This is a genomic window from Kitasatospora sp. NPDC093806, assembly GCF_040683335.1.
Taxonomy (GTDB): Bacteria; Actinomycetota; Actinomycetes; order Streptomycetales; family Streptomycetaceae; genus Kitasatospora.
In genome coordinates, this window is sequence record NZ_JBFBDO010000064.1 from 20,539 (window position 1) to 40,878 (window position 20,340).

A 20,340-nucleotide genomic window follows, 5' to 3' on the forward strand; every position below is an offset into this window, starting at 1 on the left:
CCGGGCGGACGGCCGGAGGTCTGAGGGCCGGTCAGGCATGGGTGCGGAAGCGGTGCCAGCCCATGGCGGAACGCAGTTGTCCATCCCGCTCCTGGCGGCGGGCGGGCGCACAGGTGGCAGCCTGGTCGGCCCTGCGTCGGGTGAGGGCGGTGACGAACGTATCGACGGCGTCGGCGGGGGCGGAGGCCCAGTCGGGCAGCGTCCGGCGGGCCCAGTCCTCTGCGTCGGCCGGGGAGGTGCCGGCGTCGATCAGTTGCGCGAGCAGGAAGCCGACGCTCAACCATCCGGCGCCACGGCCGGGCCGCGCCCAGTCCAGCAGGACGGCAGTGCCGTCGTCCTGGACGAGGACGTTGCCCGCGTTCAGGTCCGCGTGCACCAGCCGGTCCCCGGCCAGCAGGCCGAGGTCCAGGCCGGCGCCCAGGTGCGCCCAGCGGTCCTCGGCCCGTAGCGGGGCGGCACAGGGGGCGGGCAGCGCCGCGAGGCGCTGGAGTACGCGGGCGACAGCGCCGAGATCCTCCGAGCCCGGGGACAGGTCAGCCGTCCGGCCCAGGACGTGATCGAACAGCAGCCACCGCCACCCGCCGGCAGTGCCGTGGTGCAGCAGGCGGGGTGCGAGCGAGCGGACGGCGGGCGCGACGAGGGCCTCGGTGTCCAGGGTGTGGGCATGGCGGTGGGACAGCGGTGTGGCCTTGAGGAACACCCGGCCGCCGGGGACCTCCAGGGACAGGCGCAGCCGGGCGGTCCTGCCCGCCGCGGCCTCGGTGGCGGCGAGCACCGGACCGGCGGTGACCTCGACAGCTGCGCGCAGCGGCTGCGGGACGCCGCTCCACACAGTGGACGCGGCGAGGCCGGGCAGGTGGGGGGCGAGAGACATGGGGCAACTCCTGATCCAGGTCGCTGCGGAGGTCGGTGAGCGGACCCGAGCCAGGCCCGCGCACCGATCGGGCTACGGCCGGTAGGCCACCATTCGGTTGAGGACGAGGTGGCCGCGCGCCACGAGGTCGGCCCGGTCCTTGACCAGGCCGTTGCGCAGGTAGGAGACGCCGAGGCGGACGGTGAGCAGCTGCAGCAGCCGACCCTCCTCGGGCGTCAGCGGGCGGCCGTAGCCGGCGAAGTACGCCTCGCGCAGGTCCGGGCGCAGCGGCCAGACCGCGCCGAACAGCCACACGAACTCCGCCGCGGCGATGCCGTGCGCAGCCGTCGCGAAGTCGATCAGGCCGTGCCGTCCGGTCTCCTCGTCGTACAGCCAGTTCCGTGTCTCGTAGTCGCCGTGCCGGTAGACCAGCGGCAGCTGCTCGGCAAGGTCGGCCAGTTCCTCCGACACGGCCTCGACGAGGGCGAGCCGGTCTGCGGCCAGATGGGGCGCGGTGCCCTGCAAGCAGTCGGCGGCCTCCCGGGTCTGCTCCTGAATGTCGGCGCGCACCGCGGCGCGGTCCGCGTCCGTGCCGGGCGCGGAGGCGTCGTGCCAGCGGCGCAGTAGCCGACCGGCGTCCTCGTGCAGTCGCAGCTCGACGTCCCTTTCCAGGGGAAGGTCCCGCACGACGCGGCCGGGCAACGGGGAGCTGAGGATCGCGCGCAGGCGCGGATCGGCGGCCAGCAGCCGCGGCGCCTCCCAGTCGGCCAAGTGCTCTTCGGCGTAGGCGTATCCGGCGACCTCCCGTTCGTAGTCGAGGTCGCTGGGGCTGATCTTCACGTAGGCGGCGCGGGTGCCGGCCGTCACGCGCCACACGAGGGAGTTGCTCCGGGGCCAAGAGCGGTCCTCGCTCGTATCCAGGTCGGGCAGGTGGCCGGCGACCCAGTCGTGCAGCTCGGGCGGGAAGGGCTTGGTGGATTTGGCGGTCGTCATGGCGGTACGTCTCCGAACGGGCGTGGAAGCGGATGGATTCGGTGGGCCGGGAACGCGGTGGCGCACGGGGCGGGCCTCGGTTCAACTGGGCGCTCCTTCCTACGGGTTCAACGGCCGGCGACGCCGGTGGGGTGCGGTCGCCAATGGGTCAGAAGTAATCGGCGAGCCAGGGCTCCCGGTCGGCGGTGGCGGCCAGCAGGCGGGCAAGCGAGGAGGGCTCCCCGTGCAGGCCGGCGAGCGCGGCGGCGGCCGGGCTGCGGTAGCCGCCGGCATACCAGACCGCGAACTGCGCCATGGTCAGGGTGACGTCGACACTTCCCCTGCTCGTCGCGTCGCGGGGGGCGAGTTCGGCCCGGCCGCCGCCGATGCTCAGGGTGTGCCGACTCGAGCCAGTGTTGTCCGGGGCAACGAGGTCCAGCATGATTTCGGTGTCCAGGTGCTCGGGCCAGCCGCGTAGCCGGACGGCGCGGGCTGGATCGAGGACGCGCAGCATCCAGGGGTGCCAGGATCTGGCGGTCGCGGCACCGCCGGCTGCGAGCCGGTGCTGCAGCAATGAGCCGGGCGGTAGGCCGGTGCGCTGGAACATGACGGTGGGGATGCGCCCATGGTGCCGGCCGAGGAAGGCGAGCATCGTATCGGCCACCTGGTGGTCGGTGGCCCAGAAGTCGTGGACGACCAACTGCCGCCCGTCCGGGCCGCGCTCAGTCGCGAGTGCCAGGACCCCGCTCGGCTGTCGGCCCGGCTCGGCGAACGAGTAGGTGGCCAGGTCCGGGTGCTGCTCCTGCTGCCAGGCGCCCCACCAGGCCGGACGCTGCCACGGCCCGTTCCACCGGCGGGCCAGGCGCTCACGCAGACCCGTCAACTGCCCGGTGTCGCCGTGGGTGATCTCCATGGCCTCGGCGGTGGTCTGCTTGAGGGCGCCGGTCGGCAGCGTCCAGGAGAACACCTGTGCCGGGGCCTCCCAGCCCAGCCGGCGCACGTATCCGTTGGAGGCCGTCCACAGCGTGGCGAGGACCGCGCCCTGTTCCTGCAGGACGCGCAGCCGCTCGCCCACCAGGCGGGCAGCGAGCCGGCCGCCACGCTCCTCCGGGGCGACGCAGCCGCAGCACATGCTCGCGGCGGGCACCGGGCGGCCGCCGAACCACTGCGGTATCAGCAGGCCCAGGCCCCCGGCGACGACCCTGTCGCCGCGTAGCGCCACACGCCGGTCGGCGTGCGGGCCCAGGCGCGCGATGTCGGGCACCGGCTGACCGTAGGCACGGCGAGCGAGGGCGGCGTACTCCTCCCACTGGCCCGGGTCAGCCTCGGTGAAATCCACGTCCACGCTTCGGTACTCCCCTCTTCTCTAGTAGCCGGTGGCGTCGCGCAGCACGGCCGGGTCGGCGGGGACGAGGAAGGTCCGGGTGCCGGTGACGACCCGCTCGCCGTCCTGGTTGAAGCCCTCGACGCGGCAGGTGACGATGCCCTCCTCGGGGCGGCTGTTGCAGCGGCGGGCGGCCAGGACGGTACTGCGCGCGGACAAGGTGTCGCCGACGCGGACGGGCCTCTCCCAGCGGACCTCGTCCAGGGCGAGGTTGCCGGTGGTCATTCCGCTGGTGGAGCGGACCGTCATGCCGAGCACGACGTTGAGGGTGAGCATCCCGCACACCAGGACCTGCGGATGCCCGGTGCGGCGGCAGTATTCGGTGTCGGAGTGGATGGGTGCCTCGTTGCCCATCAGCGCAAGGACTTGGACGTGCTCGGTCTCGGTCACGGTCCGCGCCGGCCGGTGCTCGATGACCAAACCGGGGAGGAGTTCGTCGAGGCCCAGCCCGACGACCTCGCGAACCCGGTTGTCTCCGACGGGGCGGAACCCACTCGGGACAGAGTCCGCCTGGCTCTGGTGCATGGTCATCTCACCTTCGCTGTCTGGGTGGTGAACCTGAGGGCTCGGTCGGCCCGACGGACGACGGCGCGGGCCGCCGCGACGAGAGGCGGGCCCACCATCGCTCCCTCCGCCGTGGTGACGCCGGCACTCGCCCGGTCGGCTGCGGCGAGCACGGCCCGGGCCGCTTCGAGCTCGCGCGGGCTGGGGGCGAACGCCTCCTCGATCACCGGCAGCTGGCGCGGGTGGATCGCCACCTTGCCGGCGAAGCCCAGTTCAACCGCCTCCAGCGTCTCCCTGCGCAACGCCTCCATGTCGTCGAGGGCGAAGAACGGGGAGTCGATCGCGGGGATGCCGACGGCCGCCGCTGCGGTGACGAGCTGGGAACGCGGGTACCACAATGCCCGGGACGTGATCCGGCAGCCGGCGGCTGCCGCGTAGTCGGCAGCGCCGAACAGCACCCCCGCCAGACCTGGAGTCTGCACGATGTCGGACAGGCCGACGATCGCCTGCGGGGATTCGATCAGCGCCCAGACCTGCGTCGTCGGGTGCGCCCCGGCCACGGTCCGCACCACGGCCCCGATGTCGAGGCTCGACTCGACCTTCGGCACCAGGATCAGGTCCGGCCACACGTTCCGCTCGGTCATCGCGGCGACGTCTCGCCGACCCTCGGCACCGTCCACGACGTTGATCCGCACGCCCACAAGTGGTCCGGCCTCATCCGCCGACCGGGTGCCTACGAAGGCGAGCACCGACGCCCGGGCGACGGCCTTGGCCTCGGCGGGTACCGAGTCCTCCAAGTCGAGCAACGCCACCGCGGCACCAGAGGCGACGGCCGTGGCGAACCGCGCAGGCACGATACCCGGAGTGACCAACCAGGTCGGCGAGCCCGGACGCGCGGCAGGCGTGGGCGACGCAGAACTCGCCGGATTCAACGACGACTGCATGTCAGTCTCCGCTCGAAGGTCGTACGGTTCGGCCGATGCTCCGACGAGCACGCCGAATCGGCGGCAGGGACGGCCGTCGACGACGGCTTTCCAGGCCTTCAGGTGAACACCAGGGAACCCCTGCGCGACGCATCCGAACAGCGCACAATTGATGCACCGATGTGGCATCCATGCGGGAAACCAGGTGTTGACCAGGCGACTTCGCGGTCGAGAGTGGCACGAAGACGCGCCCAATCGGACTGTCGCTGCATCGACGAGATCCTGCTCGTGGGCAACTCCGCCGCGCCCGCTTCCTCCGCCCAGCCGACTACCCCGGCGGAAGCACTCGCCGGATGCGCCTCCTCGGCGTGGCGGTGGTCGGCGACGTCACTCTCCCTCGGTTCGTCCCCAAGTCCGTGTCCGGCTGACCTTCGGGCGCGTCACGCCCGTCGTCGAAATCCTCTATGGGAAAGCCATCGTTGTCGGCCCCGAAGGCTTCTTGGCCAGCGGCCGGGTACGGTTGCTCTCCAGGCGACGGATAGCCTACGAGCAGCCTGCAGCCCCCGCCGAGAGGACCGCGACCGCATGATCGACGGCATCGGGCTCCCGCCCGAGTGGGTGGCCCGGAAAGTGGTGACGTGCGACGAGCTCCGGTCGGCGTCAGGCTCGCTGTGGTGGTTGCAGTCGGATCCTGATCATGGCGGAGTCCGCCGGGTCATGCGCACGGACGCATCGGGCGCAACCGTCGCGGTGACGCCCCCCGACTTCTCGGTCGGAGGCCGGCTCCATGCCTACGGTGGCGGCGACTTCACGGTGACAGCGGACGGAGTCTGGTTCGTCGGTGACGACGGGTCCCTCCTCCGGCACGCGGCCGGCCGCGTGCCGGAGCTGATCGACGCGGTCGCCGGATCCGCGCAGTACGGAGACCTCGCTACCGCACCAGGCGGCGGCCTGCTCGCGGTGCGCGGGGATGACACCGTGGACGAGATCATCGCCGTGTCCCGGGCCGGGCGCTCCCGGGTCCTCGTCCGCTCCCGCGGCTTCCTCGGCTCTCCTCGGCTGGCGAGGGGCACCCTGGCCTACGTGGAATGGCAGCGCGACCGGATGCCGTGGGACAGCGCCCGCCTTGTGCTGGCCGACATCCGGTCGGACACCGTCGGACCGAGCCGCGTTGTGGCCGGCGGCCGCGGGGAGTCGGCGGTGCAACCGTCCTGGGGGCCAGACGGCCTGCTGTACTTCATGTCGGACCGGACAGGGTGGTGGAACCTCTACCGGCTGCGCAACAGCGTGGTGGAGGCGGTCGCGCCCATCGAGGCGGACTGCGCGCCGGCCCCCTGGGAAGGCGGCTACCAATCGTACGGTTTCACCGGAGACGGCACCGTCGTGCTGACGGCAATGGACGGGTTCGCCACCGAGTTGATCGCCGTCGAAAGCAAGGGCCGTCGGCGACAGGTCGGTTCGAATCTCACATCCGTGAAGCCGTACGTCACCGTCGACGGCAGCCTCCTGGCCGTGATCGGCTCCACGCCAAGCAGCCCGTCAGCCATCTGGTCAGTCGATCTGGCAGCGAGCACTGACTCCCAGGCCTTCCCAGCGGGCAAGGCTCCCGAGTTCCCGGTGCCCTGGACTCCGATTCCGCCCTCGGTCGAGACCGCCTCGGGTCCGGGCGGGCTGGTGCGCTTCCTGCTTCACCTGCCACCTGGGGACCCGCAACCGGGACCTCTGCTCGTCCGGGCCCACCCTGGTCCGACGGACGACGTCCCCCTCCGGCTGGACTGGGTCACCCAGTACTTCGTCAGCCACGGCTTCACCGTCGCCGAGGTCCTCTACCGAGGCAGCACGGGTCAGGGCCGCGCCTTCCGGCAGTCGCTGCACGGCCGCTGGGGCACCTACGACGTCGACGACTGCGCGGCCGTCGCAGAGCACCTCCTCACGACCGGCCAGGCGACTCCTGGCGCGGTGTTCGTCAGCGGGGCGAGCGCGGGCGGGTACACAGCGCTCCAGGCGGCTTGCCGTCCGGGACCGTTCACCGCCGCGACAGCCATCTCGGCGATCATCGACCCCGGTGGGTGGGAACTGTCCGTTCCAGCGTTCCAGCGCCCGCACGCCGCTGCGCTGCGCGGCCCGGCGGGCGCGGTGAGGGCTGAGCGGGTCCGCTGCCCCGTGCTGGTGATCCACGGCTCCGCCGACACCATCACGTCTGCCGGGGAGGCCATGCACTTCGCCGAGGAGCTGGCCGGCCGAGGCGGTGACCATGGCAGCCTCCTGGTGGAGGGCGGCGACCACTATCTGTCGGCACCCTCGGCACGGGAGCAGGCGCTCCGCGCCGAACTCGACTTCTACCGACGCATCATGAGCCGCCTGCCAGCCTGACCGCCAGTCTGTCGGCGTCCGGCAGCACGGCCCGGGCGAACTCTCGCAGTTCCCGGACCGCGACGTAGTCGGCGTGTCTCTGCAGGTCGGCCAGGACGCCGGCCACCCGCTCGACGCACCGCCCTGATCCTGTCCTGGCCGCGTAGGCGACGGCATCACGGCCAACCGCGCACGCCTGGTCGACGTCCCCGCTGCGCAGCCAGGTCGCGGCGAGCAGAGCCGCGTCGATCGCGCGCCGACGGACTCTGTCCTTGCCGACGCCTCCGAGGGCGTCGGCGAGCTGGATCCTGGCGTCCGGTGCTCGGCCGAGGTCGTGAAGGCAGTGCGCGGCCTCGTCCGCGAGGTAGGCGTGGGTGAAGTACCGGATCCAGACGGGTTCGTCGTCCGCGTCGGCTGCGTCGAGGAGCTTCTCGGCTTCGAGGATCAGCTTCGTCGCCTCGCTCTCCCTGAGCATTCTGGCGTTCGCCCGGGCGACGACGGCGGTGATGGCCGCCCGCGTGGCCGGGCTCGCGGTGGAACCGGCTGCGGCGCGGGCGGAGGAGGCCCACCGCAGAGCGGTCTCCGGGTCCCCGCAGTGCAAGGCCAGGTGTCCGAGGTTCACTGCCACGAGGTAGGCGCCGTACGGCCGATCGCCGGTAACCGTCGTCAGGGCCAAGGCCCGCTGGTAGTACTCCTGGGCCCGCTCGGGGCTGCCGATGTCGACGGCCTGGTACCCGGCGAGCTCGCAGAACCCGACCGTGAGCCGGGCACGTTGACGTGCGACCTGTTCGTCGACGGCCGGCCGACGCAGAAGGCCTTCGAGTTCGGTGTCGATGTAGGAGCTGACCTGCTGCCAGTGCCCGCGGGCCCCGTGTGTGTGGTCGAGCTGGCGGAACATGCCGAGCATGCCCTCCGCGATAGCGACGTCTTCCCCGGTCACCCACAGCGACAGAGTGGGGGCCGGCGTGTTCGAGTCGATGGATGCCCAGTCGCCGATCAGGGCATCCACCACGGAAAGGCGCGGTCCGGCCTCGCCGGCGATGGACGCGGCTCCTTGCCCGCTGGTACCTGGTCCTGGCGCCGAGGGTGCGGTGGACAGGCGCTCGTCTCTCGTCGCCGCTCCTTCCGAGCTCGGAGTGCGATCGGCATCCGGGTTACCGAAAACGCCTGCGCGCAACTCGTCCCGGGAGACCTTCAGCAGTCGGGCGAGCTTCGGCATCTGCCACGGGCGCGGCGTCGCCTTGCCGTTCTCCCACCGGTGGATAGTCGTCCGGTCCACGTCCATCGCCGCCGCCAGCTGTTCCTGGGTGTAGCCGGCAGTCTTACGCAGCACGGCGAGCCGTCCCCATCGCGTCATTGCGTCCCCCGGATTCCTTTGGCCGCCGACTTCGCTGGTCATGGGCGGATTTTCAACATCACCACCACGCGATGCAACAAGTCTGCACTGTCACACCGAGTTTGGCTGATGGTTCCGTATGAGCCACCCGAATCCGGCAGCGCCGGTCAGCTTCACCTATCACACCGACTCGGGCCGTCGGACCTGCCCGGCCCTCCCGCCCGTGCTCGGGCGCGACCAGGCACCGTCTCCAGAAAGGATCCGGCCGTGAACACAGCCTTCGCCCTCGATCCAGGTCGGTTCGTCCAGCACCCTGCCGGCCACGACGGCGATCTGCGGGTGGCGGTGGAGGAGCTGCGTCACGGGCGGTGGTGGTCGGCCCGCGCGTTGCTGGCCGCGACGTGGGGTGACCCGGGTGCGTGGGCGTCGCGTACCCAGGCTCTCGGTGCGGTGGCCGGCCACACCGATGTGCTCCGGATCTGGGCTGCCGAGGAGCCCGCCGCCTTCGGCCTGACCGCGCTGCAGTCGAGGGTCGCCGTCGACCGTGCTCTGCCGGCCGGCCGGCGGCAGCCCGGTTCGCGTGACGCGGTGGCGCTCGAAGCCGCGGCGCGGGAGTGGTGCTGGCTGGCGGCCTCGGTGCTGGCCGACGACCCCGTGCCGTGGCTTGGCCTGCTCACTCTCGCTCAGCTGGACTCCGGTCTGCTCCGGGCCGAGCATCGCGTCCAGGCCTGCGACGAGATGCTTCCGCCCGGCCCGTGGGGCCTGTTCGACCAGGCGCGCCGGGTGGATCCGTGGGGCCGGGAGGCGTTTCACCGGCTGCTCCGTTTCTGGCTGTCCCGCGGGGAGAGCGGGCCAGCGGCCGGCTTCCTGGCCACCTACCTGCCCGGCGCCCCGGAGGGCTCCGCGCTCCACGCCCTGCCGTTGTACCTGTACGTCGACCGCTACCGCCGGGCCCGGCGCAAGGACGCGGTCCAGCTGCAGTGGACGGACGACCAGACGGTCCGCGCCACGGTGCTGCGCGCGTTCGAGCACTGGCGGGCCGCGCTCGGACGGGACAGGTGGCCGGTCGGCGACGAGGGCCACCTCGCACACGCCCTGTGGGCGGCCCGTCAGCGCCGCGAGGCGGCCGAAGTCCTCACCGCCATGGCCCCGTTCGTCTCCGCACAGCCCTGGCAGAGCCTGTCGGAGCGGCCGTACGACCTGCTCCGCCAGGTGACGGCCCAGTCCTACGCCGCCACCGGCTGATCCCCGGCCGGCGCCCATGCCGGTCCCGATACCCATCTCACCACGGAGGTCCCGCCATGTCCTGGCCCCACCGGTCCGCTCCCGCCCACGGGGACGACGACCATCTCCGGTCGCTCGGCTACGAGCCCGAACTCGTCCGCAGAATGACTGGTTTCGGCAACTTCGCGGTCAGCTTCTCGGTGATCAGCGTGCTGTCGGGCTGCATGACGCTGTTCGGATTCGGCCTGGTCACCGGCGGACCAGCCGTGATGATGTGGGGCTGGGTCGCCGTCGGCCTGGCCGTGCTGCTGGTCGGCCTGGCCCTGGCCGAGGTCACCAGCGCCTACCCCACCTCCGGCGGCCTCTACTACATGGCCCAGAGGCTCGGCGGCCCGCGCTGGGCCTGGGTGACCGGCTGGCTGAACCTCCTCGGTCTGCTGGGCGGGATCGCCGGCATCGACTACGGCGCGGCCTCGTTCATCGCCGCGTTCGCCGGACTCCAGTGGGGCGTCACACCGACCCCAGGCCTGATCCTGGCGATCTTCGCCGGCGTCCTGGTGCTGCACGCCCTGCTCAACGTCCTCGGGGTCCGCGTGGTGAGCCTGCTCAACAGCATCTCGGTGTGGTGGCACTTGCTGGGCGTCGCCGTGATCGTCGGCGTGCTCGCCGCCATCCCCTCCCACCACCAGTCCCCGTCCTGGGTGTTCACACACTTCTCCAACGACACCGGCTGGTCCAGCCCGGTCTACGTCTCGGCGATCGGTCTCCTGCTCGCCGGCTACACCTTCTGCGGCTACGACGCCTCCGCGCACCTGTCGGAAGAGACCAAGGACGCCAGGGTCGCCGCGCCTCGCGGCATCGTCCGGGCCATTTGGGCCTCCCTGCTGACGGGCTTCGTACTGCTGGCCGGCCTGCTGTTCTCGGTCCAGGACTACAACGGAACGGCTGCCGCCGCCGTACCGCCCGCCCAGATCTTCCTGGACGCGGTCGGGACGGACGGCGCGAAGCTGCTGCTGCTGATCGTGATCGGCGCCCAGTTGTTCTGCGGCTCGGCGGAGACGACGGCGGCGTCCCGGATGATCTACGCCGTCGCTCGGGACGGCGCGCTGCCCGGATCCGCCATGTGGCGCCGGGTGTCGCCGGCCGGGGTTCCGGTGGCGGCGGTGTGGCTGGCGGTGTCGGTGGCGTTCGTCCTGGCCATGCCGTCGCTGTGGTCCGCCACCGCCTACGGCGCGATCACGGCCGTGAACGTCATCGGGATGACTCCCAGTTACGTCCTTCCGGTGTTCCTTCGGTTGCGCCAAGGCGCCCGGTTCGTCCCGGGCCCGTGGAACCTGGGCCGGTGGAGCAGGCCCGTCGGGATCGCCGCCGTGGCCTGGGTGGTGGTACTGACGGTGCTGGTCTGCCTGCCGCAACGCACCCCGGTGACCGCCACGGCGTTCAACTACGCGCCGGTCACCCTGCTCGTGGTCCTCGCGCTGGCGTGGGCCTGGTGGCGGCTCGCCGGCAGCAAGTTCAGTGTGCCGGTGGTGAACGATCCCCATCTGGCCCGGGTCGAGACGCAGATCGTATGAGCGCGACCATTCGCACCGCCCGCACCCGTGCGGCCCAGCCCTCGGCATCGTCATCGGTTCCACCGGTCGGGCGACTGGACCAGCTGGTCGACGCCTTCGGAATCGACACCGTGCTTCTGGGTACCGTCGACACTCAAGGCCGGCTCAAGGGCAAGGAGTTCGACGCGGCCCACCTGGTGGAGCGGCTGCGGTCGGGAGCTCTGGCTCCGGAGATGTGCGGGTACGTGATCGGCACCGACCTGGGCATGGCCGCCCCCGCGAACGGGCCGTTCTCCTGGGCGAGCGGCTTCGGCGACATCGCGCTCCTGCCCGACGTACAGCGGGCCCGGGTGCTGCCGTGGCTGCCGTGGCTGCCGTGGCTGCCGTCCACGGTCGTGGTGTTCGCCGATCCGATCAGCGGCGGGCTTCCGCACCCGCTCGCCCCGGCCACCGTGCTGGCCGAGCAGCAGCACCGCCTCGCCAGCCTTGGTGTGAGGGCGGGGGTGGGGGGTGGAGACGGAGTTCGTGCTCTACGAGGGCACCGCGCGGGACGACGGTGGGAACCAACGAATGCCACAGCTGACTTGATGCCAGAAGGTGAGCTTCGGATCACACCGATCGGACCCGACGGACCACCAGCTTAGGTCAGCAAAAGTCAGCATCAGTCCGAGTGGACCCTCCGAAACATGCGCACACCTGAGGACTCTGCGCCGAGCGCGCCGAGCCCGCTCCGACCTCGCGAGGAGGTCCGGCGAGCTGTCCGCACTCGGGGCAGTCCGTCACTCAGAGCTCTTTACTCGCACCTTTCACCCCGATATCATCCGTTTACCGGATGGTCGACATGGCTCTGCGTGTGCGGTCAGGACGGCAGGGTGATGGACTGGGCGTGGTGGAAGACGTCATGCTCGTCCCAGAGCTTCTTGGCCGCTTGCAGGCGGGGGTAGTTCTGCTTGTAGTAGAGGCGCTGGTAGGGCGGGCGGGGGTCGGCGGTGGTGCCGAGGTCGGTGTCGGGGTAGTTGACGTAGGCGCCGTCGGTGTCGGTGTCGGGCTCGGGGATGCCGCCGGTGGAGCGGTAGGTGTCCTGGTAGAGGCCGCGGAGGTAGGCGAGGTGGCCGGCGTCCTGGGCGGGGTCGGTCCAGTAGGTCTGGTACTGGAGCTTGAGGATCGAGTCGCGTTGCGGGATGGCGGCCGCGGTGGTGGCGCGGGCGTTGACCTGGCAGCCGTAGGAGTCGATCTGGACCAGGGTCTGGGTGAGGTCGATCCCCTCGACGTCGCGGGTGAGCCAGGACCACCAGGCGTCGATCTGGGCGGCGGTGAAGGGCTTGCGGTGGTAGGCGGACTTGTACTTGCCGCGTTGGTTGGCGCCGGAGCCGTTGACCGTCATGGTCGCCTGGAACCAGGGCATCCGGCGCCGCTTGTCCGGGTAGGGCAGGAGGAGCCGGCCGGCCTTGTGGGTCTGGACGCCGGCCCGGGTCCGCATCCCGTGCTCCACCTGGGCGAGGTACTCGTCCAGCGGTGCGGGGTCGTCCTCGTCCCACTGGCTGAACAGGACGACGTTCCCGTTGGAGTGGTGGGTGAGGTGGAGGATGGAGAACAGCCCCCGGTAGACCGTCTCCGTGCGGTCGCTGTGGCGGGCGAAGAAGGCGCCGAAGTTCTCCAGCAGGGTGCGGAAGTCCTCGGGGTGCTTGAGCAGGTCCGCCCATTTCCAGGCGACGCTGCTCAGCCAGACCCGGGGCGGCGGTTTCGGCAGGTCGTGGGCGAAGTGGTAGCGCACGACGACGCCGAAATTGCCGCCGCCGCCCCCGGTGTGGGCCCAGAACAGCTCGCGCTCCGGTGAGCCCTCCGGGTCCGCCCGGTGGGCCCGGGTGAGCTCGACCCGGCCGCCGCGGACGGTGGCCACGTCGACCTGGACCAGGTGGTCGACGGTCAGCCCGTGCCGGCGGGAGAGCAGTCCGTACCCGCCGCCGGCGATGTGGCCACCGGCGCCGACCGAGTAGCAGGAGCCGGCCGGGAGCGTCACCCCGTGGGTGCGGAACAGGGTGGTGTAGATGTCCCAGTTGGTGGCGCCGCCCTCCACCGCGTAGGTGGCCCCGCCGAACTTGTCGGTCGCGGTCCCGACCCCGCGCAGGGTGCTGAGGTCGAGGATGACGCCCCGGTCGTTGTCGACGAAGCCCTCGTAGCAGTGGCCGCCGCCGCGGACCGTCGGCCGCAGCCCGTGGTCGAGCGCGGACCTCAGCTCGGCCACCGCGTCGGCCTCGTTGCCCACCAGCCGGATGTAGGCCGGACTGCTCCGCCAGCGCTGGTTGAAGCCCTGGCTGAGCGTCTCGTAGCGGGAGTCCGGGGGGAACACGGTGTACCCCTCGGGCTGCTCGACCGGCGCGGCCGCGGCCCGCCCGGCGCCGGTGGCGGCCAGGCCCAGGGAGGCGGCGGAGACCCCGGCGGCGGCCATTCCGGTACTGCCGATAAATCCCCTGCGGGAGAATTCATGACTCATTTTCGGGACCCACTTCCTCGACGGTGAGAAGCTGGCTGCCGCACGCTAACACGGCGCGTCAAATACGGGAATCCCTATACGAATTAGTGTGAAAGTATGTGGACGGTAGGGGAAGTGTGGGACATCAGTCCAACGGGTGCCGCGTCGGAGTGGCGGCCGCTGCGCGGCACAGGCCACCCGCAGACCACCCGCTCCGGCTTGACCACGATCTGGTTAGGTGCCATATTACTTTCATGGTTCAGCAGCACGAGGCCGGCAACGGCGCACCCACGCTCGACCAGGCCCGCCGGCAGCTGTCCCGGTACGGCCTGACGGCCGACCCGCAGGCGGTCCTGGTCGCGGCGCGGCTGATGGCCGCCGGCGCCCGGCTCGGCCAGGCCGGCGAGGCGCACTTCGCGCGCTTCGGCCTGTCCACCGGCCGCTACCGGCTGCTGGCCGAGCTGGAGGACCACGGCGGCGAGAAGTCGCCGTCGCAGCTGGCGTCCGCACTCGGCGTCTCCCGGGCGACCGTGACCGGCCTGGTCGACGGGCTCGAACGAGACGGCTTGGTCGCCCGGCGCCCGTCCACCGAGGACGGCCGGGGCAACGTCGTGATGCTGAGCGCGCGCGGCGCCCAGCGACTGCGTGACATGGCCCCCGAACACTACGAGCGGATGCAGGCGATGGTCGGCGGCCTCTCGGTCGAGGAGCGCACGGTCTTCCTGGACCTGCTGGCCCGGCTGGTCGCCGGCATGGACGCGCTCACCGCGGACTGACCACAGCCTCAACGGCGGACCACCCCGGCGGGCCACACCGGAGCCGATCCGGCGGCCCGCCCACTCCACGCCCCAATAGTTAGCCACCTAACCAGTAGTAATTAGCTACCTAACCAGATCCCTGGGAGCCCGCATGCCCCGCAGGAAGAAGCAGAAGGCCACCGACCCCGACGCCGGCCCGCCGCCGTTCGTGCTCTGGCGCGAGGTGCTGGTCGCCTATCTGATGCCCGCCGTCATGGCCGGACGGCGGCGGAGGCGGGAGCCGACCAGGGCGGCGACCACCGCCGAGGTGCCGGCGATGGTGGTACCGGCCGCGATCAGCAGCTCCGGCTGGTGGGTGGCGAGGCCGCCGGCGCCGGCCATGACGGCGGGCACTGGCTGCCCCGGGTGCCGACCCTCGCCGACAGCCCGTGGCCCGGACGGCTCCGGTTCGACCTTCCGCTCTCCGCCGCGATCGCGGCGACCATGATCACCTGGCGCTGGCGCGGCACCCGTCCCCGCCGGCACCCGGCGCACTGAGCCCACCCCGGAGACATCCGGACCAACCCGAAACACCCGCACACCCACCACGGAAGGACCCGTCATGATCGTCATCATGGGCGCCAGCGGCGCCACCGGCGGCGCCACCCTGCGCAGCCTCACCTCCCTCGGCATCCCGGTCCGCGCACTGAGCCGCGAGCCCGGCCGACTGCTGGCCGGCCTCGACGAGCGCACCCGCCCGCTGGTCGAGACGGTGGCCGCCGACGCCGGCGACCCGGCCTCGATGCGCATCGCCCTCAAGGGCGCGCGTCAGCTGTTCCTCACCATGGCCAACGGGCCCCGGCAGGTCGAGCACGAGCTGCGCACCATCGACCTCGCACTGCTCAGCGGCGTGGAGCACATCGTCAAGGTGTCCGCGCCGGCCGCCGAACCGCACTCCCCGGTCGCGATCTCCCGCGGCCACCACCTGATCGAGGAGCGCCTGCGGACCTCCGGCACCCCCACCACCGTGCTCCGCCCGTACGCGTTCATGCAGAAGCTGCTGCTGCTCGCGCCCGGCATCGCGGCGGCCGGGCTGATCCACGGCGCGATGGGCGACGCCCCGTGCAACTACGTCGACTGCCGGGACATCGGCGACTTCGCCGCGTACGTGCTCACCCACCCGGAGGCGGCCGGGGACACGTACGCGCTGACCGGCGGGCGGGCGTACAGCCACCCGGAGCTCGCGGCGATGCTGGGCATCATGCTCGGCCGTCCGGTGCGCTACATCGACCTTCCGCCGGCCGAGCTGCACGCCCACCTGGTCGCCCGGGCCGGGATGCCGGACTGGCTGGCCGCCCACGTGGCGGAGATCCAGCAGCTCGCCGTCCAGCGACCGGAGGCCCCGGACGACGTCGCGACCCGGCTGACCGGGCGGCCTCCGCGCACCCTGGACGCCTTCCTGCGCGAGCACCTCGACAGCTTCCGCTGACCCGGCCCGCGGGCCCCGGCACCGGCCCCGACGGGCCGCCCGGGGCCCGCGGCCGCCCCGGCATCACCCCGGCATCACCCCGGATTCAGCCCGCCGGCACCCCGGATTCACCCCGATGGAGCACCGGAAAGGCCCAATCCGATGTGGCGTGGATCACGACCCGAAAAAAGACCTGACGATCCGTCAAAATGACTGACGGCTCGTCACAATCGACCCACAGAGCCTCAGTTGTTGGCTGATAAACCGTCAGATTCGGCCATTCCGGGGCCAGTTGGGCGGAGTGTCGACCGATTCGCGGTTCACCGCCCGGGGCTACCATCGGTCGGGTTGTCCGCTCCGGCCCCGGAGTGGGGTCACCCGGTCAGGCGAGTGCTCCCACCGCCCCCAAGGGTCGGACATCGATCACGGACGGGGCGAGGACAAGGAGCGCAGGGCAGCATGACAGCCGAACCGAGCCGGGAACCGGACCGGACCGAGCCGATCGAGCACCCCGGCCCCAGCCCCGACCAGGACGCCGTGCAGGACGCCATCGACCAGGGCAGCGCCGAGAAGCAGGCCCACTACCCCGGCCGGCCCGCCGCCGCCCCGCGCACCCTGGTCGACCTGCTGGACGCCACCGTCCGCCTGCACCCCGCCGAGCCCGCCCTGGACGACGGCCGCACCGTCCTCAGCTACCGGGCGCTGGCCGCCGAGGTCGAGCAGCTGCGCCGCCGACTGGCCGCCGCCGGCATCGGCCGCGGCGACCGGGTCGGCATCCGGGTGCCCTCCGGTACCAACGACCTCTACATCGCGATCCTCGCCGTCCTGGCCGCCGGCGCCGCCTACGTCCCGGTGGACTTCGAGGACCCGGACGAGCGCGCCCAGCTGGTCTTCGAGGAGGCCGCCGTCGCCGCCGTCCTCGGCGCCGACCGCGCGCTCACCCTGACCGGCACCGGGACCGCCGCCCTGACCGGCCCCGAAGCCACCGCCCCGGCCGGCCCCGGAACCACCGCCCTGACCGGCTCCGGAGCCACCGCCACCCCCCTGACCGGCTCCGCGGCCGACGCCAAGGCCCCCGAGGGGAGCGCGGCCCGCCCCGCCCCCGGGGACGACGCCTGGATCATCTTCACCTCCGGCTCGACCGGCAAGCCCAAGGGCGTCGCCGTCACCCACCGCAACGCCGCCGCCTTCGTCGACGCCGAGGCCGCGCTGTTCCTCCAGGACGAGCCGATCGGCCCCGGCGACCGGGTGATGGCCGGCCTGTCCGTCGCCTTCGACGCCTCCTGCGAGGAGATGTGGCTGGCCTGGCGCCACGGCGCCTGCCTGCTGCCCGTCCCCCGCTCCCAGGTCCGCAGCGGCGCCGACCTCGGCCCGTGGCTGGCCGAGCAGGAGATCACCGTGGTCTCCACGGTGCCGACGCTGGCCGCGCTCTGGCCGGCCGAGGCGCTGAACGAGGTCCGGCTGCTGATCTTCGGCGGCGAGGCCTGCCCGCCCGAGCTGGTGCAGCGGGTGGTCACCGAGGGCCGCGAGGTGTGGAACACCTACGGCCCCACCGAGGCCACCGTGGTCGCCTGCGCGGCGCTGCTGACCGGCGAGGGCCCGGTCCGGATCGGCCTGCCGCTGGACGGCTGGGACCTCGTCGTGGTCGACGAGGCGGGCGAGCCGGTCGCGCCCGGCGGCACCGGCCAGCTGGTGATCGGCGGCGTCGGCCTGGCCCGCTACCTCGACCCGGAGAAGGACGCCGAGAAGTACGCGCCGCTGCCCGCGCTGGGCTGGGAGCGCGCCTACCGCAGCGGCGACCTGGTCCAGGCCGACCCCGAGGGCCTGCTCTTCCTCGGCCGCGCCGACGAGCAGATCAAGCTCGGCGGCCGGCGGATCGAGCTCGGCGAGGTCGACGCGGCGCTGCAGGCGCTGCCCGGCGTGGCCGGGGCGGCCGCGGCCGTGCGCACCGCGCGCGGCGGCAACCAGCTGCTGGTCGGCTACCTGGTGACCGGCGAGGGCTGGGACCGCGAGCAGGCGGTGCAGCGGCTGCGCGCCGAGCTGCCGGCCGCGCTCGTGCCGCTGCTCGCGCCGGTCGACACGCTGCCCACCCGCACCTCCGGCAAGGTCGACCGCAACGCGCTGCCCTGGCCGCTGCCCGAGCTGGAGGCCGCCGGTCCGACCGAGCAGCTGTACGGCACCGAGGCCTGGCTGGCCGAGCAGTGGACCGAGATCCTGGGCGTGCCGGTGGGCGGCCCCCGGGAGGACTTCTTCGCGATCGGCGGCGGCAGCCTGGCCGCCGCCCGGCTGACCACCCTGCTGCGCACCCGCTACCCGAACGCGGCGGTGCTGGACATCTACCAGCACCCGACGCTGCGCAAGCTCGCCCGGCACCTGGAGCGCACCGCCGCCGGGACCGGCGAGGCCCGGACGATCGCGCCGGTGCCGACCCGGGCCAAGCTGCTCCAGCTGCTCCTGCTGATCCCGCTGTTCACGGTGGTCGGCCTGCGCTGGACGGTCGCCCTGCTGGCGCTCGGCAACCTGCTCTCGCACCTGGACGGCTTCGCCTGGGCGCCGACCGCCTCCTGGTGGGCGGTCGGCGCGGGCGGGCTGGCGCTGTTCAGCCCGGCCGGCCGGCTGGCGATGGCGGCCGGCGGCGCCCGGCTGCTGCTGCGCGGCGTGGAGCCGGGCAGCCATCCGCGCGGCGGCTCGGTCCACCTGCGGCTCTGGGCGGCCGAGCGGCTCGCCGAGGTGAGCGGCGCGACCTCGCTGTCCGGGGCGTGGCTGGTGCGGTACGCGCGGGCGCTGGGCGCCAAGGTCGGCGAGGAGGTGGACCTGCACTCGCTGCCGCCGGTGACCGGCCTGCTCCGGCTGGGCCGGGGCTGCGCGGTGGAGGCCGAGGTGGACCTCAGCGGCTACTGGCTGGACGGCGACCGCTTGGAGATCGGGCAGCTCAAGGTCGGTTCGGGCGCCGTGGTCGGCACCCGGTCGACGCTGCTGCCGGGGGCCAGGGTCGGCAAGCGGGCCCAGGTGGTGCCCGGGTCCAGCGTCACCGGGCAGGTGCCGACCGGCCAGCGCTGGGGCGGCGCGCCCGCCGTCAAGCTGGGCCGGGCCGAGCGGTCCTGGCCGAAGGAGCGTCCGGTTCGGCAGGCCCGCTGGTCGGCGCTGTACGGCGTGAGCGGTACCGCGCTGAGCCTGCTGCCGCTGCTGCCGGCGGTGGCCGGTCTGGCGGTGCTGGCGCCGTTCGTGGACCCGGCGGCCGGCCTGGGCGGGGCGCTCGGTGGCGCGCTGCTCGGTCTGCTGCCCGCCACCCTGGCGTACGGGGTGGTGTACGCGGCGCAGCTGGTCGCGGCGGTGCGGCTGCTGTCGATCGGCCTGGTGCCGGGGGTCCACCCGCTGCACGGCCGGGTCGGCTGGCAGGCCTGGACGGTCACCCAGCTGATGGACCAGGCCCGGGAGATCCTGTTCCCGCTGTACGCGGGGCTGGTGACGCCGCTGTGGCTGCGGGCGCTGGGGATGCGGGTCGGCAAGCACGCCGAGGTGTCGACGGTGCTGGCGCTGCCGAGCCTGACCACGGTCGGGGACGGCGCGTTCCTCGCGGACGACACCCTGATGGCGCCGTACGAGCTGGGCGGCGGCTGGGTGCGGCTGGGCGAGGCGAAGGTCGGCGAGCGGGCGTTCCTGGGCAATTCGGGGATGACCGCGCCGGGCCGCGCGGTGCCCAAGCGCGGTCTGGTCGGGGTGCTGTCGGCGACGCCGGAGAAGGCGAAGAAGGGCGGCTCGTACCTGGGCATGCCGCCGATGCGGCTGCCGCGGTCGGCCGACCAGGCGGACCAGAGCCTGACCTACGAGCCGCCGGCCCGGCTGCTGTGGGCGCGCGGGCTGGTCGAGGTGGGCCGGCTGCTGCCGGTGCTGGCCTCGGGGGCGCTGGGCGCGCTGACCCTGGCGGCGCTGTCCTGGCTGTCGACGGACTGGTCGCCGGTGGTGGCAGCGCTACTGTCCGGCCTGGTGCTGCTGGCGGCGGGTTCGGTGGCGTGCGCGGTCGCGGTGGCGGCGAAGTGGCTGCTGGTGGGCCGGTTCCGGGCGGTGGAGCACCCGCTGTGGAGCGGGTTCGTGTGGCGCAACGAGCTGGCGGACACCTTCGTGGAGGTGCTGGCGGTGCCGTGGCTGATCGGCGCGGTGCCGGGCACGCCGGTGCTGAACCTGTGGCTGCGGGCGCTCGGCGCGGGCGTCGGGCGCGGGGTCTGGTGCGAGAGCTACTGGCTGCCGGAGGCGGACCTGGTGACGCTGGGCGACGGCGTGACCGTCAACCGCGGCTGCGTGGTGCAGACCCACCTCTTCCACGACCGGATCATGCGGATGGATACTGTCGTCCTCCGCGAGGGCGCCACCCTGGGGCCCGGCGGCATCGTGCTGCCCGGCAGCACGGTGGGCGCGCGCAGCACGCTGGGCCCGGCCTCGCTGGTGATGCGCGCGGAGTCCGTGCCCGCCGACACCCGGTGGCTCGGCAACCCGATCGAGGTGTGGCAGCCCACCTCCTGAGTCCCTTCCGGTCCCCTTTTGTCGCAGGAGCGTACGACCC

The 20,340-nt window shown here is 72.7% G+C and carries 16 protein-coding genes; 8 read left to right on the plus strand and 8 right to left on the minus strand.

The genetic code is table 11. The features are described 5' to 3' along the window. Positions 1–31: 31 nt before the first annotated feature. The 5 genes from AB0N76_RS26005 to AB0N76_RS26025 all read right to left on the minus strand — a co-directional run bounded on the left by AB0N76_RS26005 (position 32) and on the right by AB0N76_RS26025 (position 4,657). Positions 32–874 (minus strand): hypothetical protein, encoded by an 843-nt coding sequence (locus AB0N76_RS26005; RefSeq protein WP_363560864.1) that lies wholly within the window; start codon positions 872–874, stop codon positions 32–34. 72 nt (positions 875–946) lie between these two features. Continuing rightward, positions 947–1,846 carry an aminoglycoside phosphotransferase family protein gene (locus AB0N76_RS26010; RefSeq protein ID WP_363560866.1) on the minus strand — a complete coding sequence of 300 codons (900 nt, stop codon included), beginning with the start codon at positions 1,844–1,846 and terminating at the stop codon, positions 947–949. 148 nt (positions 1,847–1,994) lie between these two features. Further along, complete coding sequence (locus AB0N76_RS26015; RefSeq protein ID WP_363560868.1) at positions 1,995–3,170, minus strand: GNAT family N-acetyltransferase; 1,176 nt, start codon at positions 3,168–3,170, stop codon at positions 1,995–1,997. Positions 3,171–3,191: 21 nt separating this feature from the next. Beyond that, positions 3,192–3,734: a MaoC family dehydratase gene (locus AB0N76_RS26020; RefSeq protein WP_363560870.1), complete on the minus strand. Its 543-nt coding sequence runs from the start codon at positions 3,732–3,734 to the stop codon at positions 3,192–3,194. A 2-nt stretch (positions 3,735–3,736) separates the two neighbouring features. Next, a complete protein-coding gene (locus tag AB0N76_RS26025) occupies positions 3,737–4,657 on the minus strand; it encodes an aldolase/citrate lyase family protein (protein WP_363560872.1) in 921 nt (306 codons plus the stop codon). A gap of 564 nt (positions 4,658–5,221) precedes the next feature. Here AB0N76_RS26025 and AB0N76_RS26030 point away from each other — a divergent pair. Beyond that, positions 5,222–7,009, plus strand: coding sequence for a prolyl oligopeptidase family serine peptidase (locus tag AB0N76_RS26030; protein WP_363560874.1), 1,788 nt, complete (start codon positions 5,222–5,224; stop codon positions 7,007–7,009). Here the strand turns inward: AB0N76_RS26030 and AB0N76_RS26035 are convergent. After that, positions 6,987–8,387, minus strand: a complete 1,401-nt coding sequence (locus tag AB0N76_RS26035; protein WP_363560876.1) for a helix-turn-helix transcriptional regulator — start codon at positions 8,385–8,387, stop codon at positions 6,987–6,989. The two genes, AB0N76_RS26030 and AB0N76_RS26035, sit on opposite strands and share 23 nt — an antisense overlap. Before the next feature lie 204 nt (positions 8,388–8,591). On the opposite strand from AB0N76_RS26035, the gene AB0N76_RS26040 reads away from it, so the two are divergent. From AB0N76_RS26040 to AB0N76_RS26050, 3 genes are read left to right on the plus strand one after another with little or no spacing between them, the layout of a single operon-like run. Continuing rightward, positions 8,592–9,569, plus strand: a complete 978-nt coding sequence (locus AB0N76_RS26040; RefSeq protein WP_363560878.1) for a hypothetical protein — start codon at positions 8,592–8,594, stop codon at positions 9,567–9,569. 56 nt (positions 9,570–9,625) lie between these two features. Next, on the plus strand, positions 9,626–11,122 hold the full coding sequence (locus AB0N76_RS26045; protein WP_363560880.1) for an amino acid permease: 1,497 nt from the start codon (positions 9,626–9,628) through the stop codon (positions 11,120–11,122). Next, positions 11,119–11,745 carry a hypothetical protein gene (locus AB0N76_RS26050; RefSeq protein ID WP_363560882.1) on the plus strand — a complete coding sequence of 209 codons (627 nt, stop codon included), beginning with the start codon at positions 11,119–11,121 and terminating at the stop codon, positions 11,743–11,745. The genes AB0N76_RS26045 and AB0N76_RS26050 overlap by 4 nt, the downstream gene beginning before the upstream one ends. A 215-nt stretch (positions 11,746–11,960) precedes the next feature. Here the strand turns inward: AB0N76_RS26050 and AB0N76_RS26055 are convergent, their stop codons facing one another. After that, positions 11,961–13,595 (minus strand): FAD-binding protein, encoded by a 1,635-nt coding sequence (locus tag AB0N76_RS26055; protein WP_363560884.1) that lies wholly within the window; start codon positions 13,593–13,595, stop codon positions 11,961–11,963. Between the two features lie 233 nt (positions 13,596–13,828). Here AB0N76_RS26055 and AB0N76_RS26060 point away from each other — a divergent pair, with 233 nt between their 5' ends. After that, positions 13,829–14,350 carry a MarR family transcriptional regulator gene (locus AB0N76_RS26060; protein WP_363560886.1) on the plus strand — a complete coding sequence of 174 codons (522 nt, stop codon included), beginning with the start codon at positions 13,829–13,831 and terminating at the stop codon, positions 14,348–14,350. A gap of 216 nt (positions 14,351–14,566) precedes the next feature. Here the strand turns inward: AB0N76_RS26060 and AB0N76_RS26065 are convergent, their stop codons facing one another. Then, positions 14,567–14,725, minus strand: coding sequence for a hypothetical protein (locus AB0N76_RS26065; protein ID WP_363560888.1), 159 nt, complete (start codon positions 14,723–14,725; stop codon positions 14,567–14,569). A 12-nt stretch (positions 14,726–14,737) separates the two neighbouring features. Between AB0N76_RS26065 and AB0N76_RS26070 the strand changes: the two genes are divergently transcribed. From AB0N76_RS26070 to AB0N76_RS26080, 3 genes are all read left to right on the plus strand, one after another. Next, a complete protein-coding gene (locus AB0N76_RS26070) occupies positions 14,738–14,869 on the plus strand; it encodes a hypothetical protein (protein ID WP_363560890.1) in 132 nt (43 codons plus the stop codon). A 64-nt stretch (positions 14,870–14,933) separates the two neighbouring features. Further along, positions 14,934–15,800 (plus strand): NmrA family NAD(P)-binding protein, encoded by an 867-nt coding sequence (locus AB0N76_RS26075; RefSeq protein WP_363560892.1) that lies wholly within the window; start codon positions 14,934–14,936, stop codon positions 15,798–15,800. Positions 15,801–16,238: 438 nt separating this feature from the next. Continuing rightward, entirely contained in the window at positions 16,239–20,300 is a 4,062-nt protein-coding gene (locus AB0N76_RS26080; protein WP_363560894.1) for a Pls/PosA family non-ribosomal peptide synthetase, read from the plus strand. Positions 20,301–20,340 lie beyond the last annotated feature (40 nt).

What these genes read in the sequence shown, in the direction of transcription:
- AB0N76_RS26005 (WP_363560864.1), bottom strand. Translation starts at nt 874, where the DNA reads ATGTCTCTCGCCCCCCACCTGCCCGGCCTCGCCGCGTCCACTGTGTGG.
- AB0N76_RS26010 (WP_363560866.1), bottom strand. Translation starts at nt 1,846, where the DNA reads ATGACGACCGCCAAATCCACCAAGCCCTTCCCGCCCGAGCTGCACGAC.
- AB0N76_RS26020 (WP_363560870.1), bottom strand. Translation starts at nt 3,734, where the DNA reads ATGCACCAGAGCCAGGCGGACTCTGTCCCGAGTGGGTTCCGCCCCGTC.
- AB0N76_RS26025 (WP_363560872.1), bottom strand. Translation starts at nt 4,657, where the DNA reads ATGCAGTCGTCGTTGAATCCGGCGAGTTCTGCGTCGCCCACGCCTGCC.
- AB0N76_RS26030 (WP_363560874.1), top strand. Translation starts at nt 5,222, where the DNA reads ATGATCGACGGCATCGGGCTCCCGCCCGAGTGGGTGGCCCGGAAAGTG.
- AB0N76_RS26035 (WP_363560876.1), bottom strand. Translation starts at nt 8,387, where the DNA reads ATGACCAGCGAAGTCGGCGGCCAAAGGAATCCGGGGGACGCAATGACG.
- AB0N76_RS26045 (WP_363560880.1), top strand. Translation starts at nt 9,626, where the DNA reads ATGTCCTGGCCCCACCGGTCCGCTCCCGCCCACGGGGACGACGACCAT.
- AB0N76_RS26050 (WP_363560882.1), top strand. Translation starts at nt 11,119, where the DNA reads ATGAGCGCGACCATTCGCACCGCCCGCACCCGTGCGGCCCAGCCCTCG.
- AB0N76_RS26055 (WP_363560884.1), bottom strand. Translation starts at nt 13,595, where the DNA reads ATGAGTCATGAATTCTCCCGCAGGGGATTTATCGGCAGTACCGGAATG.
- AB0N76_RS26060 (WP_363560886.1), top strand. Translation starts at nt 13,829, where the DNA reads ATGGTTCAGCAGCACGAGGCCGGCAACGGCGCACCCACGCTCGACCAG.
- AB0N76_RS26075 (WP_363560892.1), top strand. Translation starts at nt 14,934, where the DNA reads ATGATCGTCATCATGGGCGCCAGCGGCGCCACCGGCGGCGCCACCCTG.
- AB0N76_RS26080 (WP_363560894.1), top strand. Translation starts at nt 16,239, where the DNA reads ATGACAGCCGAACCGAGCCGGGAACCGGACCGGACCGAGCCGATCGAG.